At 68.9% G+C, this 17,070-nt stretch carries 14 protein-coding genes; 11 read left to right on the forward strand and 3 right to left on the reverse strand.

What is annotated here, in order from left to right:
• Positions 1-19 precede the first annotated feature (19 nt).
• From BN977_RS20100 to BN977_RS20110, 3 genes are read right to left on the reverse strand one after another with little or no spacing between them, the layout of a single operon-like run.
• Positions 20-1,339: a DUF445 domain-containing protein gene (locus BN977_RS20100; protein ID WP_036400945.1), complete on the reverse strand. Its 1,320-nt coding sequence runs from the start codon at positions 1,337-1,339 to the stop codon at positions 20-22.
• 7 nt (positions 1,340-1,346) lie between these two features.
• Positions 1,347-2,177 carry an Abi-alpha family protein gene (locus BN977_RS20105; protein WP_306372251.1) on the reverse strand — a complete coding sequence of 277 codons (831 nt, stop codon included), beginning with the start codon at positions 2,175-2,177 and terminating at the stop codon, positions 1,347-1,349.
• Between the two features lie 47 nt (positions 2,178-2,224).
• Positions 2,225-2,524 carry a hypothetical protein gene (locus BN977_RS20110; RefSeq protein ID WP_036404013.1) on the reverse strand — a complete coding sequence of 100 codons (300 nt, stop codon included), beginning with the start codon at positions 2,522-2,524 and terminating at the stop codon, positions 2,225-2,227.
• A 112-nt stretch (positions 2,525-2,636) separates the two neighbouring features.
• Between BN977_RS20110 and BN977_RS20115 the strand changes: the two genes are divergently transcribed.
• From BN977_RS20115 to BN977_RS20165, 11 genes are all read left to right on the forward strand, one after another.
• Positions 2,637-5,240 carry a helix-turn-helix transcriptional regulator gene (locus BN977_RS20115; RefSeq protein WP_234709707.1) on the forward strand — a complete coding sequence of 868 codons (2,604 nt, stop codon included), beginning with the start codon at positions 2,637-2,639 and terminating at the stop codon, positions 5,238-5,240.
• 131 nt (positions 5,241-5,371) lie between these two features.
• Positions 5,372-5,677: a hypothetical protein gene (locus BN977_RS20120; protein ID WP_051561739.1), complete on the forward strand. Its 306-nt coding sequence runs from the start codon at positions 5,372-5,374 to the stop codon at positions 5,675-5,677.
• A 214-nt stretch (positions 5,678-5,891) separates the two neighbouring features.
• Positions 5,892-8,765 carry an ATP-binding protein gene (locus BN977_RS33520; RefSeq protein ID WP_268817606.1) on the forward strand — a complete coding sequence of 958 codons (2,874 nt, stop codon included), beginning with the start codon at positions 5,892-5,894 and terminating at the stop codon, positions 8,763-8,765.
• Positions 8,762-10,282, forward strand: a complete 1,521-nt coding sequence (locus tag BN977_RS20130; protein WP_234709646.1) for a response regulator — start codon at positions 8,762-8,764, stop codon at positions 10,280-10,282. The genes BN977_RS33520 and BN977_RS20130 overlap by 4 nt, the downstream gene beginning before the upstream one ends.
• Positions 10,283-10,286: 4 nt before the next feature.
• Positions 10,287-11,855 carry a peptide ligase PGM1-related protein gene (locus BN977_RS20135; protein WP_036400949.1) on the forward strand — a complete coding sequence of 523 codons (1,569 nt, stop codon included), beginning with the start codon at positions 10,287-10,289 and terminating at the stop codon, positions 11,853-11,855.
• Positions 11,855-12,469, forward strand: a complete 615-nt coding sequence (locus BN977_RS20140) for a hypothetical protein (RefSeq protein WP_036400952.1) — start codon at positions 11,855-11,857, stop codon at positions 12,467-12,469. The genes BN977_RS20135 and BN977_RS20140 overlap by 1 nt, the downstream gene beginning before the upstream one ends.
• Before the next feature lie 145 nt (positions 12,470-12,614).
• Entirely contained in the window at positions 12,615-12,845 is a 231-nt protein-coding gene (locus BN977_RS20145) for an Rv2628 protein family (protein WP_227456388.1), read from the forward strand.
• 193 nt (positions 12,846-13,038) lie between these two features.
• Positions 13,039-14,892 carry a molecular chaperone DnaK gene (gene dnaK, locus BN977_RS20150; RefSeq protein ID WP_024454569.1) on the forward strand — a complete coding sequence of 618 codons (1,854 nt, stop codon included), beginning with the start codon at positions 13,039-13,041 and terminating at the stop codon, positions 14,890-14,892.
• Positions 14,889-15,497, forward strand: a complete 609-nt coding sequence (grpE, locus tag BN977_RS20155; RefSeq protein ID WP_024454570.1) for a nucleotide exchange factor GrpE — start codon at positions 14,889-14,891, stop codon at positions 15,495-15,497. Before dnaK ends, grpE begins: the two co-directional genes overlap by 4 nt.
• A gap of 20 nt (positions 15,498-15,517) precedes the next feature.
• Positions 15,518-16,705 (forward strand): molecular chaperone DnaJ, encoded by a 1,188-nt coding sequence (gene dnaJ, locus BN977_RS20160; RefSeq protein ID WP_024454571.1) that lies wholly within the window; start codon positions 15,518-15,520, stop codon positions 16,703-16,705.
• A complete protein-coding gene (locus tag BN977_RS20165) occupies positions 16,687-17,055 on the forward strand; it encodes a heat shock protein transcriptional repressor HspR (RefSeq protein ID WP_036400957.1) in 369 nt (122 codons plus the stop codon). The genes dnaJ and BN977_RS20165 overlap by 19 nt, the downstream gene beginning before the upstream one ends.
• The last annotated feature ends 15 nt before the right edge of the window (positions 17,056-17,070 follow it).

Here is a 17,070-nt window from a genome sequence, read left to right on the forward strand (position 1 = left end):
CGCGGGTTTATTTCCCGGCTTACTGCCGCAGCACGATGCGGGTCAGGTCGGCCAGCGCCACGTGCGGTGGTTCGTTGCCGAAGTGCTCGATGAGCTGCACCTGGATCTCACCGACGACACCGCCGAGGATGGCGCCGACGGCGATCATGGTCGGCTCGTCATCCTTGAACACCGGCCGCAGGATCGACTCGTACTCCTCATTGCTGAGCTGGCTCATCTTGTCGATGATCGTCTGCTCCAGGTCCAGCGCGTTCATGGCGTAGTCCTGGGCCTCGTGCAATGTCGTCGGCAGTTTCTCCAGCACCATGTGCACCAGGTTGTTCTTCACCGCGTTGTAGCGCTCGGTGCCGACGGCGAACTTCACCAGCGGCTTGGCCACCCCGGTCTGCGCGTCGATCGCGGCGTCCACCTCCTTGGCCACGAGCGCGAACAGCTTGTCCGCCCCCGGGCCGCGCAGCACCCCGTCGAACAGGATCTCGGCGGAGAACAGGTCCTCGGAGAGGATCCGCGCGTAGTCGCGGGTGATGGTGTCGCGCTGGGCGTGCAGCAGCCCCTGGAACGGGATGAAACCGAGATATTTGGTCGGGTGGATCGGCCGGAACAGCATGTTCAGCGCGATGTAATCGCTGATGAAACCCACGCCGAAGCCGAACGCCGGCATGATCCACGGGTTCTGGAACAGGGCCCAGGCCACCATCTGCACCACGCCGATGGCCAGACCGAAATAGATGCCGCTGCGCCGGACGAACGCCATGGCGTTGTCGCCGAGGCCGCGCATCAGCTTGTTGAGCTTGTCCTTGTTGCGCACCAGCGTCGTGATCGCCAGGAACTGGACGTCGACGAAGCGCGGCAGATCCGACTGCATCTCGCGCAGCAGGCTTTCCACCACCCGCGGCGTCTCGGCATGCACCCGGGACTTGATGGCCGCCCGGGCGGCCTCGGGCAGCGAATCCCATAATCCCGGGCGGATCTGTTCGGCCAGATCGCGGGAGATCTCGTCGACGGCCTCGGTCAACGGCTCCCGCAGCGCCTCGACGGCTTCCTTGGCGTCGACCTTCTGGAGCAGTTCCTCCGGCTTGAGCAGGTTCTGGGTCAGCAGTTCGATGGTCTTGGACCCCACCTTGCCAGCCCGGCGCGGCACGATGCCCTGCCAGCCGAACGGCCCGATGCCCTTGAACTCCTGCGGCCGGTACAGCATCTCCAGCGCGACGATCTTGGTGCTCCAGCCGACGAACGCGGCCACGAACGGCATCGACAGGTAGATCAGCCAGTTGACGCTGAAATCGGCCTTGATCTCGTTCCAGCTCTGGATGGCGAGAAGGGTCTCGCTGGTGGTCATGCGCGGATCACGGGCCGTCCTGTTGCATCGCAGCCTCCCACAACCCGCGGCCCAGAGCCGACAGGCTCAAGGTCTGCTTTTCCACCCGTGCGACGAGTGGCCCGCGCGTTGCGTTCTTGATGGCCCGCAACACCATGGGCTCGGCCATGAGCACCTCGTAGTCCGCCTTCTTGGACGGGTCCTCCTGGCCGGTCTCGACCAACCCAAGAGATAGCAGATGGCCGACGTACTGCGGGACCATATTGGGCAAAGCGACGTTGGCCGTGCGGCCGATCAGGCAGGCGTTCTCCAGCACGGCGCCGCCGGAGGTGCGCGACCGGGAGTAGACGTTGACCAACGGTGAGGACGCACCCTCGGAGAGGGCGCCGATGATGCGTGCTTCGTCGGCCACCAACTGGTCCAGCAGCCGGTGATACAGCTCGGTCTGGCTCCCGGCCGTGCTCTGGTCCAGCGCCCGGTCGAGCAGCTTGCCCATCTTGCCGTGCAGCGAGTCGGTGTCGGCCGGTTTGACCGACGCCACGGTGCGCGCCGGCGCCTCCAGCGCTTCCAGCCGGTTCTTCACCAAGGTGGCCAGTTGCTCTTCACCCCACGTCGCGAGCTTGAAACCCACTTTGGCCGCATCCATAGCCCGGTCGGCGATGCCGAACGGGTCGAAGCGCTTGGGCACCACCGGTCGCCGCCGCGGCGTCCGCAGGATCACCGCGAGGTCTCCCACCGGCGTGGTCAGCCGGAACGCGCGGCGCTCATGGCCTTCGCGGTTCGCCGGCTCGTCGGCTGTGACGTCTGGGCCGACGTCCGGGCCGACTCCCGACTTCGATATTTCCTGTGACACCGTCACCCTCCCGCACCCCTTGAGTTGTTGGCACGGTACCGGACACCCCGGTGTTACTGCGGAGGCAGCAACGGCGGGCGACACACGTTGCCCACCGGGTCCCACCACCAGCCGTTGTCGCATGCCAGCGGCGTGGTGGCGATGGCAGGCCGGCAGGTGTTGGCCACCGGGTCCCACCACCCGTCGGTGCAATTCGGGACCAGCGGCGCCTGGCACACATTGGCGACGGGATCCCACCATTGGCCGCCCGCGCAGTCGGCGGAGCCGATGGCCGGGGTGACGGCTGCGGTGAACGCCATGGGGAGAAACGCTGCCGCGGCGACGACGGAGAACCTGCCGGCCGCGCGCTTCACGGTCTTGTGCATGGACACAGACCTTAGCGGCCGGCGGCGGCCTGACCTGCCGGATCGGTGGCTCAAGCGGCCGCCCGGCGGGTGCGGTTCTCCTAAGCTTCTGGGGGTGCGCATGTCCTGGCCGTTGACCGGCCGGTCTGCCGAGATGAGCGCGATCGCGGCGGCCATCGTGGCCCCGGGGGTTCCCGGGGTCGTGGTGTGCGGCGCCGCGGGTGTCGGTAAGAGCAGAATCGCTCGCGAAGCGCTGTCGGCCTCGGCGGCCCGCGGCGCCCTGACCCGCTGGGCGGTGGCCACCTCGTCGGCGCGAACGCTGCCGCTGGGCGCCTTCACCGCATGGGCGCAAGCGGGACTCACCGACCCGATCCGGCTGGTGCACGGCGTGATCGAGGCGCTCACCGCGGCCGCGCCCGGCGTCCCGGTGGTCATCGGGGTGGACGACGCCCCGCTGCTCGACGACCTGTCGACGTTCGTGGTGCAGCAGATCGTGCAACGGGGTGCGGCGAAGGTGGTGCTCACCGTGCGGGACGACGAACCGGTACCCGCTGCGGTGCAGGAGATCTGGCACGGCGCGGATTTCGATCGCATCGATCTGGAGCCGCTGGCGTCCGACGAGGTGGCGGCGCTGCTGGCCGCGGCGCTCGGCGGCCCGGTGGATCCCGATGCGGCCCAGCGCCTGTGGGAGATGACCCGCGGCAACGCGCTGTATCTGCACAACCTCGTCGAGCAGGAGGTTGCCGACGGGCGGCTGGAAAATCCGCACGGGCCGTGGCACTGGACCGGCGACCCGGTCGTGGCACCGGGTCTGGTCGAACTGATCGAAGCCCGGATGGGGGATCTGCCGGCGCCCGTCAGCGAGGTGGTGGACGTGCTGGCGGTCGGCGAACCGATCGAACTGGGGGCGCTCACCCGGATTGCCGGTGCGCCCGCGGTCGAAGAGGCCGACGCCCGCGGGCTGATCAAACTCAACAGCGTCGACGGTGCGGTCGAGGTGCGGGTCGCGCATCCGCTGTACGGCGAGGTGCGCCGCAAGCGTGCGGCCCCGACCCGGCTGCGACGGCTGCGCGGTTTGGTGGCAGGCGAATTGGCCGGATCGGCCGATCGTGATGACCTGCGGGTGGTGGTCCGGCGCGCGACCTTGACCATGGACTCCGATACGAAGCCCGATCCGGCGCTGCTGGTACGGGCCGCGCACGGTGCGGTGTGGCTGGCCGACCTGCCGCTGGCCGACCGGCTCGCGGAGGCCGCGATCCAGGCCGGGGCCGGATGGGAGGCCAATTTCGTTCGCGCCCATGCGCTGTCCTGGCTGAGCCAGGGCGACGCCGCCGACGCGGTGCTGGCGGGTATCGACGTCGACGACCTGAGCGATGTGGACCGGGACCGATTCGCCTTCCTGCGAGCCAGCAACATGTTGTGGGTGTTGCGGGATCCGGTTCGCGCCAAAGCGCTCATCGATGCCGCGGCGGCCGGCCCGCCGGCGCGGCGCAGTGGCTACCTGGAGGCCTTCCGCACGGTGTACTGGTTCGCCATGGACCAGCCGGAGCTGGCTGTCGAGGCGGCGGAAGGCCTTGTGCTCGAAGATCTTCCGGCTGTCGCCGATGCGGAGGTGGCCTGGGCCCTGGCGGCGATATGCGCGGACGCCGGCCGCACGGAGGAGGCGGTGGCGATCGCCGATGCCGGCTACGCGATCGCGGCGCGCTCGTTCGACGCGCCACAGATGCGGTTCAACATCGCCGACGCCCACGTCACCGCGCTGCTGCTCGCAGGCCGGGTCGGCGAGGCCCACGAGGTCGCCGACCGAGTGCGCACCCAGGCCGCGGATCTGCCGGGGGCGGCGCACCTGCTGGGTGCCGCCGTCGTGGGGCGGGCCGCCCTCGGGGCCGGTCGGCTCGATACCGCGGAGACGCTGCTGGACGGCGCTGCCTCGGCGCTGTCCGCATCCGGCCACGCGATCGGCTGGGGTTTCCGCTATCACTTCCCGCGTGCCATGGGTCTGGCGATCCAGGGGGCCGCGCGGGAGGCGGCCGGCGTGCTGGCCGAATTCGACGATCGGACGCGCCCGTTCCGCTCCCTGGACCACGAGCGCAGCCTGGCCCGCGCCTGGGTGGCCGCGAGCGAGGGCGCCGTCAGTCAAGCCGTCGCCACGCTGGCCGACGCCGCGCACCGTGCCTGCGCCAGAGGCCAATTCGCGGCCGAGGTGGTGTGCCTGCAAACCGCCGTGCAGTTCGGGGACCCGTCGGGTGCGGCACGACTGCGCGAACTCGCCGGGACGGTCGGCGGGCCGCGGGCGGGTGTCGCCGCCCGGTTCGCCGAGGCGCTGGGCGCCGGCGATGCCGGTGAACTCGCCGCGGTCAGTGTGGAATTCGAGCGGATGGGTGACCTCGTCGCCGCGGTGGACGCGTCGGCACTTGCCGCCGCGGAGTACCGCCGCCGCGAGTTGCGCGGATCGGCCCTGACGTCGGCGACCCGGGCGGAATCGCTGGCCGCCCGCTGCGGTGGTGCCGACACACCGGCGCTGCGCGCCGTGACGGAGCGGCTGCCGTTCACCGGCCGGGAACGTGAGATCGTCATGCTGGCCGCTCAGGGGCTGTCCAACCGCGCCATCGCCGAGCGGCTCACGGTGTCGGTGCGCACGGTCGAAAGCCATATGTACCGGGCGATGGCGAAGACCGGGACATCCAGCCGGGAGGAGCTGGCGGCCTTGTTTCCCCGGGGCTAAGTAGTGGCCGGCCGGTCGGCGGCCGGATTGCAGTGGGCCGGTACTCAAACCGCCGGCTCCGAATCGACCCACGATGGCCTGTATCGGGACCCGAATCGAGGTTCCGCCGGGTAATCCGAAGAAGGTCGATCATGAACATTCTCATCGGCACCGTCATCACGGCAGCGTTGTTCACGACGGTGGCGGGCAGCGCCCCGGCTGCCGTCGCCGCACCCACGGGGGCCGGCAGCGTGGACGCGACCATCGCCGACCTGGAGGAGCAGGGCTACACCGTCATCCTGGACCGGGAAGGCACCGCCGTGGGCGCGGACTGCTCGGTCCGATCCATCCGGCCCGGACAGGTGTACTCGCGTACCGACACCGGTGCGCCGGGGGCGGGCACCAGCCTGGTCACCACGCTGCTCAGCAAGACCGTGTACGTGGACGTGGATTGCTGACCCGGACTGCGCCGCATCGGTTCTTGCTTCGGCAACTATGTTGCGGCGCAGGGCAGCCGGGCTCCACCGCCGGCGGACAACGGCCAAACGGTCATTGCCCGCCGCGGCGTCGGCGGGGCGGTTACCATCGCCTCGAGAGGGCTGACGATAGAGGGATCATGAGCAATCGGGGCACTCTGGCGGCGTCGACTCGAACACCCGAGGCAGGCGGATGATGACCTGCGCCCAGGGCCATCCCTCGGTCGCCGGGGATTTCTGCGATGTGTGCGGGCAGCCCATCGCCGGCGCCGACGAAAGCCAAGCGGCACAGCCTGTTTCGCCGCACCCCGCCGCGGTCACGGCCTGCCCCACGTGCGGGGCGCTGCGCAGCGGACGGTTCTGCGAGAACTGCGGGCTGGACACCGGGCCGGCCGGTGAATGGGTGGCGGTGGTCAGTGCCGACCGCGACTTCTACGACCGCGTCGTCGCCCGCGGCGAACATGACACCGTCGAATACCCGCCGGTGTTCCAGGAAAGACGGATCAGCCTGCGGGGCAAGCAGATTCTGATCGGACGGCAGGCCGGCGGCGCAAGCGTGGCGCCCGATATCGACCTCGGTGTGCAACCGGCCGACCGGGGTGTGTCCGCCAGGCACGCCCTGCTGCGGCTCCGGGAAACCGGACCGACCATCACCGACCTGGGATCCACCAACGGAACCAGTCTCAACGGCAGCGAAGACCTGCTCGGCAGCGATGTCGAGACGCCGCTCAAGGACGGCGACCGCATCCACATCGGTGCCTGGACCACGATCACCGTCGCCCGGGCGACGGCCGAGGAACCCGCACCCGATCCGGGTGAGCGCACCACCCGCACGTCCCGGGGCTCGTTCCAGCTGCACCGCGAGCTGCGTGACGCCCGCGAACAGTCCGCGTCCAGCCGCGAGATCCTGTCCGCGCTCGCCCGCGACGTCGCCAACCCCGGTGCCGTTCTCGACACCGTCGTCGAGTACGCCGCCCGGCTGTGCCGTGCCAGGGCCGCCCAGCTGTTCCTGCTCAGCGGCGACATGTTCCACGTCTCACGGGTCTCGGGGGAGACCCCCGAGGAATATCGCCGGCTGCTGGTGGCCCATCCGATCGCCAGGAACCGGCTCTCGACCGTTGGGCGGGCTGCCGAGGACATGTGCACGCATCAGGTCGCCGACGTGCTCGCCGACGACGACTACGGACGCCTGGACCTGCAGCGGCTGGCCGGGTTCCGCACCCTGCTGTCGACGCCGATGATCGTGGCGGGCGAGGTGGTCGGGGTGCTGTCGATGTGGCGTACCGAGGTGGCACCCTTCGACGCCCGGGAGCGGGACCTGCTCGAGGAGTTCGCCGCGCAGGGGGCGATCGTGCTGCGGCAGGTCGACCTGATGCGGGCGCTGGAATCCCGGGGGGCCGAGCTGGCCAGCAAGGTGGCGCAGTTGGAGGCGCTGCGCGAGGTGGGTGAGGCGGTCGGTTCCAGCCTCGATCTGGATGAGGTGCTCGACCAGATCGTCCGGAATGCGGTGCGCCTGACCAACCTGGGCTTCGGCGACATCACCCTGGGCACCGACGGCGGGTCGATCCTGGAGTACCACGAGTCCGCCGACTCGTTCGATGTGCGCGCCGCGTTCGGCAGCAGTCCCGAACTGCTCGCCCAGCTGCGGCAGGTCACGATCGACCGCGACACGACGGTGGTGGCGCGGACGGCCCTGCAGCGGCGGGTGCTGGAGATCGCCGACATCGCCGAGGCCGACCCCGACCCCTACCTGGACGTGGTGCTGCGTGACGGCTGGCGCTCGTTGCTGTCGGTGCCGATGATCCGCAGCGACACGCTGGTCGGAGTCCTGGTGATCCGGCGCCGCGGAACCGGCGCCTTCCCGCCCGATGTGATCGAGATGCTGGAGGCGTTCGCCAGCCAGTCCGCGCTGGCCATCGTCAACGCCCGGTTGTTCCGCGAACTGGAGACCAAGACCCGCGAGCTCGAAGTCGCCGGCCGGCACAAGTCGGAGTTCCTGGCGAGCATGTCGCACGAACTGCGGACCCCGCTGAACGCCGTGATCGGGTTCTCCGAGGTGCTGCTGGACCGGTTGTTCGGTGAGGTCAACGACCGCCAGGACGAATACCTGCGCGATATCCGGAATTCGGGCCAGCACCTGCTCGAACTCATCAACGAGATCCTCGATCTGTCCAAGGTCGAGGACGGTCAGATGGAGCTGGAGCCGAGCACTTTCGTCGTCGCCGGCGTGGTGGAGTCCGCCTTGGCGATGGTCCGCGAGCGGGCCGCCCAGCACGGCATCGGCCTGACGGTGCACATCGGCGCGGACGTCGATCTGATCGAGGCCGACGAGCGCCGGTTCAAGCAGGTGTTGCTCAATCTGCTGTCCAATGCGGTGAAGTTCACCCCCGACGGCGGCAGCGTCACCGTGCGCGCCGACCGGGACGGTACCGAGCTGGTGGTGACGGTGACCGACACCGGGATCGGCGTGCCGCCGGAAGACCAGGACCGGATCTTCGAGTCGTTCCAACAGGGCGGCCGCGGCGCCCCGAAAGAGGAGGGCACCGGCCTCGGCCTGACCCTGTCACGGCGCATCGTCAGGCTGTTCGGCGGCCGGATGTGGCTGGAGAGCACCGTGGGGGCCGGCAGCACCTTCGGGTTCTCGGTACCCGGATTGCCGGAGCCGGCCACGGCCGCCACGGCGCGCCCCGACGGAACTCCCGTCGTTCTGGTGCTCGACGAGGACCGGGTGTCCCAAGACCTGGTCGACGCCTACCTGGAGCCGTTCCCCGTGGACGTGCTGCGCGCGTGGGACGGCGCCAAGGCCGTCGACCTGATCCGCGCGGTGCGGCCGGTCGCCGTGATCCTGGAGATCGGGCTGTCCCGGATGGACGGGTGGCAGGTGCTCGCCGCGCTCAAGGCCGATCCGGCCACCGCGACGATGCCGGTGGTGATCGCTTCGACGGTCGACAACCGGTCCCGCGGGTTGGCGTTGGGGGCGGCCGCATATCTGCTCAAGCCGGTGCGCCGGGACGAACTGGTCGGTGCGCTGCGCAGCGTGGGCGTGCTGCCGACGGTGGAGCCGGCGTGAGCGCCCGGCGCATCCTCGTGATCGAGGACAACACGCTCAACCTCAAACTGGTGCGCGACATTCTCCAGTTCGCCGGGCACCAGGTCTGCGAGGCCCGGTCCGGGGAGGACGGACTGCAGCTGGCCCAACGGGAGCCGCCCGATCTGGTGCTGATGGATCTGCAGCTCCCGGGGATCGACGGTTTCGAGACGCTGCACCGATTGCGGCGGGACGTCCTGGCGCCGGGTGTCCCGGTGGTGGCCGTCACCGCGCTGGCGATGGCCGAGGACCGGGAACGCGCCGCTGCGGCCGGGTTCGACGGCTATATCGAGAAGCCGATCAGTGTGCGCGCCCTGCCGGGGCAGATCGAGGGATTCTTGGCCGAGGCGACGCCGGCCACCGCCGGTGACGGTGCGGTGACCGTGCTCGCGGTGGACGACACACCCGCCAATCTGCGGCTGCTGGAGGCGGTGCTGAGACCCCAGGGCCACCGCGTCGTCACGGCGGCAACCGGCCCGGAGGCGCTGGAGGTGTTGTCCCGCGAGAACGTCGACCTGGTCCTCCTGGACATCGTGATGCCGGAGATGGACGGGTACGAGGTGTGCCGCCGGATCCGTTCGGTCCCCGCGACGGAGTTCCTGCCGGTGGTGATGATCACCGCCAGCGGTAACGAACAACGGCTTGCCGCACTGGAATCCGGCGCCGACGATTTCGTGTCCAAACCCTTCGACCAGAGTGAGCTGCTGGCCAGGGTGGCGTCATTGGCGCGCATCAAACGATTCCAGGACACCATCCGGCGCCAGGCCGACGAGTTGGCCCAGTGGAACCACGAACTGGAGGCCAGGGTAGCCCGGCAGGTGGCGGACCTGGAGCGCACCAACCGGTTGCGGCATTTCCTGTCACCACAATTGGCGGACCTGGTGGTCGGTGACGAGAGCATGCTGCGCAGCCATCGCCGCGAGATCGTGGTGCTGTTCACCGATCTGCGCAAGTTCACCCCGTTCGCCGAGACCAGCGAACCCGAGGAGGTGATGGGTGTGCTGGCCGAGTACCACCGCGTGATCGGGGCGCTGGTGCACGCCTACGGCGGAACCCTCGAGCGCTTCACCGGCGACGGGATCATGGTGTTCTTCAACGACCCTGTGCCGTGCGACGATCCGGCCGAACGTGCCGTTCGCACGGCGCTGGGCATCCGCGACCAGGTGCGTGAACTCGCGGTGCGGTGGGAACGCAACGGTTACGACCTGGCGCTGGGAATCGGTATCGCCCAAGGCTTTGCGACGCTGGGCCGGATCGGCTTCGAGGGCCGGTTCGACTATGCGGCGATCGGCAGCGTGACCAACCTCGCGGCCCGGCTGTGCGGCGACGCCGGGCCGTGGCAGGTGCTGGTCACCAACCGGGTACTGGCCCCCATCGCCGAGATCTGCACCGCAGAACTGTTCGGTGACGTGCAGCCCAAGGGCTTCAGCCGGTCGGTGCGCGTGCACAACGTCAACGGCATCGCGCCGTCAGCGGACAACGACACGAAGGACTGGTGAGACCATGACCGAAACCCCTACCCGACCGCTGGCCCTGCTTGACGACGCGGAGCGCTACCGGACCTTCGACGAGCTGCAAGGAACCATGCCCACGGTGTGGGAGTCGATGCGGCTCGGGTTCGCCGACGAATCGGTGGTGGTGGTGCCCTCGATCAGCACCGAGGGCACCACCACCCGCAGCGGAACCATCATGGCCGCCATGGAGGAACGGGCGTTGTTCCTGCTCCTGCTGCTGCGCCAACCGCAACTGCGGATGATCTACGTGACCTCCCAGCCGGTGTCGGAATCGATCGTGGAGTACTACCTCGGGCTGCTCCCCGGCGTGATCCCCAGCCATGCGCGGGCCCGGCTCACCCTGGTGGCGGTCGGCGATGCGTCCCCCGAACCGCTCAGCGCGAAACTGTTGGCCCGGCCGCGGCTGCTGCGCGAGATCCGGGCGCTCATCCCGAACCACCGCCGCAGTCACCTGGTCCCGTACAACACGACCGCGCTGGAACGGGATGTCGCACTGTCCCTGGGTATTCCGATGTACGGTTCGGATCCCCGCTTCGGTCACCTCGGTGGCAAGACGGGCTGCCGGCGGATGTTCGAAGAACTCGGGGTGCCCTGCCCGGTCGGCGCCGAGGACCTGCGCTCGGTCGACGACATCGTCGCCGGGATCCAGGCGATGCGGGCGCGGCGCCCGTCGCTGACCGAGGCGATCGTGAAACTGAACGAGGGCGTCTCCGGGCAGGGCAACGCCGTGGTCGACTTGCGGGAGTTGCCCGCCTGCGGGTCGCCCGAGGAGGCGGCGATCATCGCCGAACGGGTGCTGGCGATGCGGCTGGAGGCCGAGAACCTGGCTCTCGGTGTCTATCTGGAGGCGTTCGCCCGGCACGGCGGCATCGTCGAGGAACGGATCACCGGCCGGGAACTGACCAGCCCCAGCGTGCAGATGCGCGCGCTTCCGGACGGCACCGTGGAACTGCTGTCCACCCACGATCAACTGCTCGGCGGCAAGAGCGGCCAGCGCTACCTCGGTTGCGTGTTCCCGGCCGACTCCGCCTATGCCGCGGCCATCGCCGAGTCCGCGATGGTGATCGGTCGGCATCTGGCCGGGCTCGGGGTGCTCGGCCGGTTCGCGGTGGACTACGTCGTGGTGCAGGACGACAACGGTGAATGGACCCCGTACGCCATCGAACTGAACCTGCGCAAAGGGGGCACCACCCACCCGTTCCTGACCCTGCAGTTCCTCACCGACGGCAGTTACGGCGGCGCCGACGGAATGTACCGCACCCCGGCGGGGGCGCCGAAGTACCTGGTGGCCACCGATCATCTGGAAGACGACCGATTGAAGGCGCTGACGGTCGCCGACCTGTTCGACATCACGATGAATCACGGCCTGCACTTCGACCAATCACGATGTACGGGAGTCGTTTTCCACATGATCAGCTGTCTCACCGAATGTGGACGGGTGGGGCTGACCGCCGTCGGTGACAGCCCCGAGGAGGCGCGGCGGGTGTACGAGCAGGCGCAGTCGGTCCTGATCGCGGAGGCGACGGCGGCCCGCGAAGAAGGAATACTCGTCGGTTGATGCCGAGACCCGGGATCCGTGATCCCGTCTGGTACGTCGCCTACGGATCCAATATGTGCGCGGCGCGATTCCACTGCTATCTCGCCGGCGGCCGCCCGGTGGGTGCGCGCCGCACCTACGCGGGCTGCCGCGACCGGACGCCGCCGGCCCGCAGGGTCGCAACCGTGCTGCCGGGCCGGCTGGTGTTCGCGGGCCGCTCGACGGTGTGGGGTGGCGGGATGGCCTTCTACGATCCCGCCGCCGCCGGGCAACTGGCCGCGCGCGCCTACACGCTGAGCTTCGGTCAACTCCTCGACGTCGTCGCCCAGGAGATCCGGCATCCGGTGGGCAGCGCCCTGGTGCCCGGCGAGCGGGTCGGCCACGGGTGGGCGCTGCCGTCCGGGGTGTACGAGACGCTGCTGCACGTGGGGGATCTGGACGGGTTGCCGATGTTCACCCTGACGTCGTTGCGGGCCCTGGAACCGCGGACACCGTCGGCGCCCTACCTTCGCACCGTGCTGGCCGGCCTGGCTGAGACGTTCGGTTGCACCGCCGAGCAGCGGGCCGCGTATCTGCTGCACGCCCCCGGTGTCACCCCCGGCTGGACGGCCCGGCAGCTGGTCCAGTTCGGGTAGTCAGCACCGGCCTCCCCGAGAAGAACGACAGAAATCGGGAACGGCGAAAAATTTCCCAGGAATACCGATCCGTGAGCGGGTGTCGATACGTCGTATCAGTAGAAGCGCAACGAGAATCGACACCGAGCCAGAAGGGATGCGGGCCATGCGCAAGCGGCGAGCGGCGGTGTACGAAGTCCGCGATCGTCTGCACGACGGCCGCTGCCGCCTGGTGCACTCGGACGAGATCGTCCCGACGGTGTCGGACTGGCTGGCCGAGCTCGGCGTGCAGACCCCGTTGGTCGACGACCTGGCCCGGGCGGTGTGCGAGGGCGACTGGGCCGCCGCGCACGCCGTCGGCGACATGCTGGGCGTCGACATCTCGCTGGCCGCCTGAGCGCGCGGCACCCTTGCCCGGTGTCCCGGCCCCCTGGCTCGGGCGCGGGAACAAAATCGTGGACTGCCCCGTTGACCTGATCGACAACTTGAGTGCATCAGACTCAACTCTGGCTTGACAGGCGACCGCCGACAGGTGCAGGCTTGAGCGAGGTTCACTCAGATCCTTTCAAGCCAATCAGGAGGCAACCACTATGGCTCGTGCGGTCGGTATCGACCTCGGGACCACCAACTCCGTCGTCGCAGTGCTGGAGGGTGGCGACCCCGTCGTCGTCGCCAACTCCGAGGGCTCCCGGACCACCCCGTCGGTCGTCGCGTTCGCGCGCAACGGCGAGGTGCTGGTCGGTCAGCCCGCCAAGAACCAGGCGGTGACCAACGTCGACCGGACCATCCGGTCGGTGAAGCGGCACATCGGCACCGACTGGACCGTCGCGATCGACGGCAAGGACTACACCCCCCAGGAGATCAGCGCCCGCATCCTGCAGAAGCTGAAGCGGGACGCGGAGGCCTACCTGGGCGAGGACATCACCGACGCCGTGATCACGGTCCCGGCGTACTTCAACGACGCCCAGCGTCAGGCCACCAAGGATGCCGGCCAGATCGCCGGCCTCAACGTGCTGCGCATCGTCAACGAGCCCACGGCGGCCGCCCTGGCGTACGGCCTGGACAAGGGCGAGAAGGAACAGACCATCCTGGTCTTCGACCTCGGTGGCGGCACGTTCGACGTCTCGCTGCTGGAGATCGGCGACGGCGTCGTCGAGGTCCGCGCCACCTCCGGTGACAACCACCTCGGTGGCGACGACTGGGACGACCGGATCGTCGACTGGCTGGTGGAGAAGTTCAAGGGCACCAGCGGCATCGACCTGACCAAGGACAAGATGGCCATGCAGCGGCTGCGTGAAGCCGCCGAGAAGGCCAAGATCGAACTCAGCTCCTCGCAGAGCACCTCGATCAATCTGCCTTACATCACCGTCGACGCCGACAAGAACCCGCTGTTCCTCGACGAGCAGCTGACCCGCTCGGAGTTCCAGCGCATCACCCAGGACCTGCTGGACCGCACCCGCAAGCCGTTCCAGTCGGTCATCAAGGACGCCGGCATCTCGGTTTCGGAGATCGACCACGTCGTGCTGGTCGGTGGTTCCACCCGCATGCCCGCGGTGACCGATCTGGTCAAGGAACTGACCGGCGGCAAGGAGCCCAACAAGGGCGTCAACCCCGACGAGGTGGTGGCCGTGGGCGCCGCCCTGCAGGCCGGCGTGCTCAAGGGTGAGGTGAAAGACGTTCTGCTGCTTGACGTCACCCCGCTGTCCCTGGGCATCGAGACCAAGGGTGGCGTGATGACCAAGCTCATCGAGCGCAACACCACCATCCCCACCAAGCGGTCGGAGACCTTCACCACGGCCGACGACAACCAGCCGTCGGTGCAGATCCAGGTGTTCCAGGGTGAGCGCGAGATCGCCTCGCACAACAAGCTGCTCGGCTCCTTCGAGCTGACCGGTATCCCGCCGGCCCCGCGCGGTGTCCCGCAGATCGAGGTCACCTTCGACATCGATGCCAACGGCATCGTGCACGTCACCGCCAAGGACAAGGGCACCGGCAAGGAGAACACGATCCGCATCCAGGAAGGCTCGGGCCTGTCCAAGGAAGAGATCGACCGGATGATCAAGGACGCCGAGGCGCACGCCGAGGAGGACCGCAAGCGCCGCGAGGAGGCCGACGTCCGCAACCAGGCCGAGTCGCTGGTGTACCAGACGGAGAAGTTCGTCAAGGACCAGCGTGAGGCCGAGGGTGGATCCAAGGTTCCCGAGGACACCTTGACCAAGGTGGACGCCGCGATCGCCGAGGCCAAGACGGCCCTGGCCGGCACCGATATTGCCGCCATCAAGACGGCGATGGAGAAGCTGGGCACCGAGAGCCAGGCCCTGGGCCAGGCCATCTACGAGGCCACCCAGGCCGAACAGTCCGCCGGTGGTGAGTCCGGTGGGTCGTCCGCCGACGACAACGTGGTGGACGCCGAGGTCGTCGACGAGGATCAGGAGCGCAAGTGAGTCAGGACGATTCGCACGAGCCGGTGACCATCACCGACAAACGGCGCATCGACCCGGTCACCGGCGAAATCCGCGAGCAGGAGCCGACCCCTCAGGACAATCCTGAGGGCTCGGCGCCCGCCGAGACCGCCGGGGCGAGCGATCAGAAAATCGCCGAGTTGACCGCCGATCTGCAGCGCGTGCAGGCCGAGTTCGCCAACTACCGCAAGCGCGCCATGCGCGACCAGCAGGTCAGCGCCGAGCGCGCCAAGGTCGCCGTGATCACCCAATTGCTGGGTGTGCTCGACGACCTGGACCGGGCCCGCAGCCATGGCGACCTGGAATCCGGGCCGCTCAAGGCGGTCGCCGAGAAGCTGGTCAACACCCTTGAGGGACTGGGGCTTTCGGCCTTCGGCGCCGAGGGTGACCCGTTCGACCCGGCGCTGCACGAGGCCGTGCAGCACGATGGCGACGGATCGAATCCGGTGATCGGCACCGTGATGCGGCAGGGCTACAAGGTCGGCGATCAGGTGGTGCGCCACGCGATGGTCGGGGTGGTCGACACGGTCGAGGAGGCCGTCAATGCAGCGCCCGGCGAAGAACAACCCGCAGAATCAGAGAACTAGCACCGGAGAGGAGGTGACGCATGGCCCAGCGTGAATGGGTCGAGAAAGACTTCTACAAGGAGCTCGGCGTCTCCTCCGGCGCCACCAAGGACGAGATCAAGCGCGCCGCGCGCAAGATTCTCGCCGAGAACCATCCGGACCGGAATCCCGGTAACAGCGCCGCCGAGGACCGCTACAAGGCGGCTTCCGAGGCCAAAGAGGTGCTGACCGACGACGCCAAGCGCAAGGAGTACGACGAGACCCGTCGGCTCTTCGCCAACGGCGGATTCGGCCGGCGCTTCGGTGGCGGTGGTGGAAGTCCGTATGGCGGCGGTGGCTTCAGCTCCGACGGTGCCGAGTTCAACCTCGGCGACCTGTTCGACCAGGCCGGCCAGGCCGGTGGTGCCAATATCGGCGACCTGTTCGGTGGCCTGTTCGGCCGGGGCGCACAGCAGCCCAGGCCGAGCCGGCCCCGCCGGGGCAACGATCTGGAGACCGAGACCGAACTGTCGTTCATGGAGGCCACCAAGGGCGTGGCGATGCCGTTGCGGCTCACCAGCCCGGCCCCGTGCACGAACTGCCATGGCAGCGGGGCGCGCCCGGGCACCAGCCCGAAGGTGTGCCCCAACTGCAACGGCGCCGGGGTGATCAACCGCAACCAGGGCGCGTTCGGGTTCTCCGAACCGTGCACCGAGTGCCGCGGCAGCGGGTCGATCATCGAGCACCCGTGTGACGAGTGCAAGGGCACCGGCGTGACCACCCGGACCCGCACCATCAACGTCCGGATCCCTCCGGGCGTCGAGGACGGCCAGCGCATCCGGCTGGCCGGTCAGGGTGAGGCCGGGTTGCGCGGCGCCCCGTCGGGCGACCTGTATGTCACCGTGCACGTCCGGCCGGACAAGGTCTTCGGCCGCGACGGCGACGACCTGACGGTCACCGTTCCGGTCAGCTTCCATGAGCTGGCCTTGGGCACAACACTTTCCATCCCGACGCTGGAAGGCAAGGTGGGAGTGCGGGTGCCCAAGGGCACCTCGGACGGCCGCATCCTGCGGGTGCGGGGCCGCGGTGTGCCGAAGCGTTCCGGTGGTCACGGCGACCTGCTGGTGACGGTGAAGGTGGCGGTGCCGCCGAGCCTGGAAGGGGAGGCGGCCGAGGCGCTGGAGGCGTACGCCAAGGCGGAGCGGGCCAGTGGCTTCGATCCGCGGGCGGGATGGGCGGGCAACCTGTGAGTAAGAAAGACGACGCCCGCACGTTCCTGATCTCGGTGGCCGCCGAGCTGGCCGGCATGCACGCGCAGACCCTGCGCACCTACGACCGGCTCGGTTTGGTCAGCCCGCAGCGCACCTCCGGGGGCGGCCGCCGCTACTCGCAGCACGATGTCGATCTGCTGCGGGAGGTCCAGCGGCTGTCCCAGGACGAGGGCGTCAACCTGGCCGGGATCAAACGGATCATCGAGCTGACCAACCAGGTGGAGGCGTTGCAGGCCCGGATCGCCGAGCTGACCGCCGAACTGGAACGGGTGCGCAAGCCGAGCACCGCGGTGGTGCTGTGGCAACCGCACGGCAAACGCGTTCGCTGACCGGTCTTTTGGTTG

It is taken from the genome of Mycolicibacterium cosmeticum (genome assembly GCF_000613185.1).
GTDB classification, from domain to species: Bacteria; Actinomycetota; Actinomycetes; order Mycobacteriales; family Mycobacteriaceae; genus Mycobacterium; species Mycobacterium cosmeticum.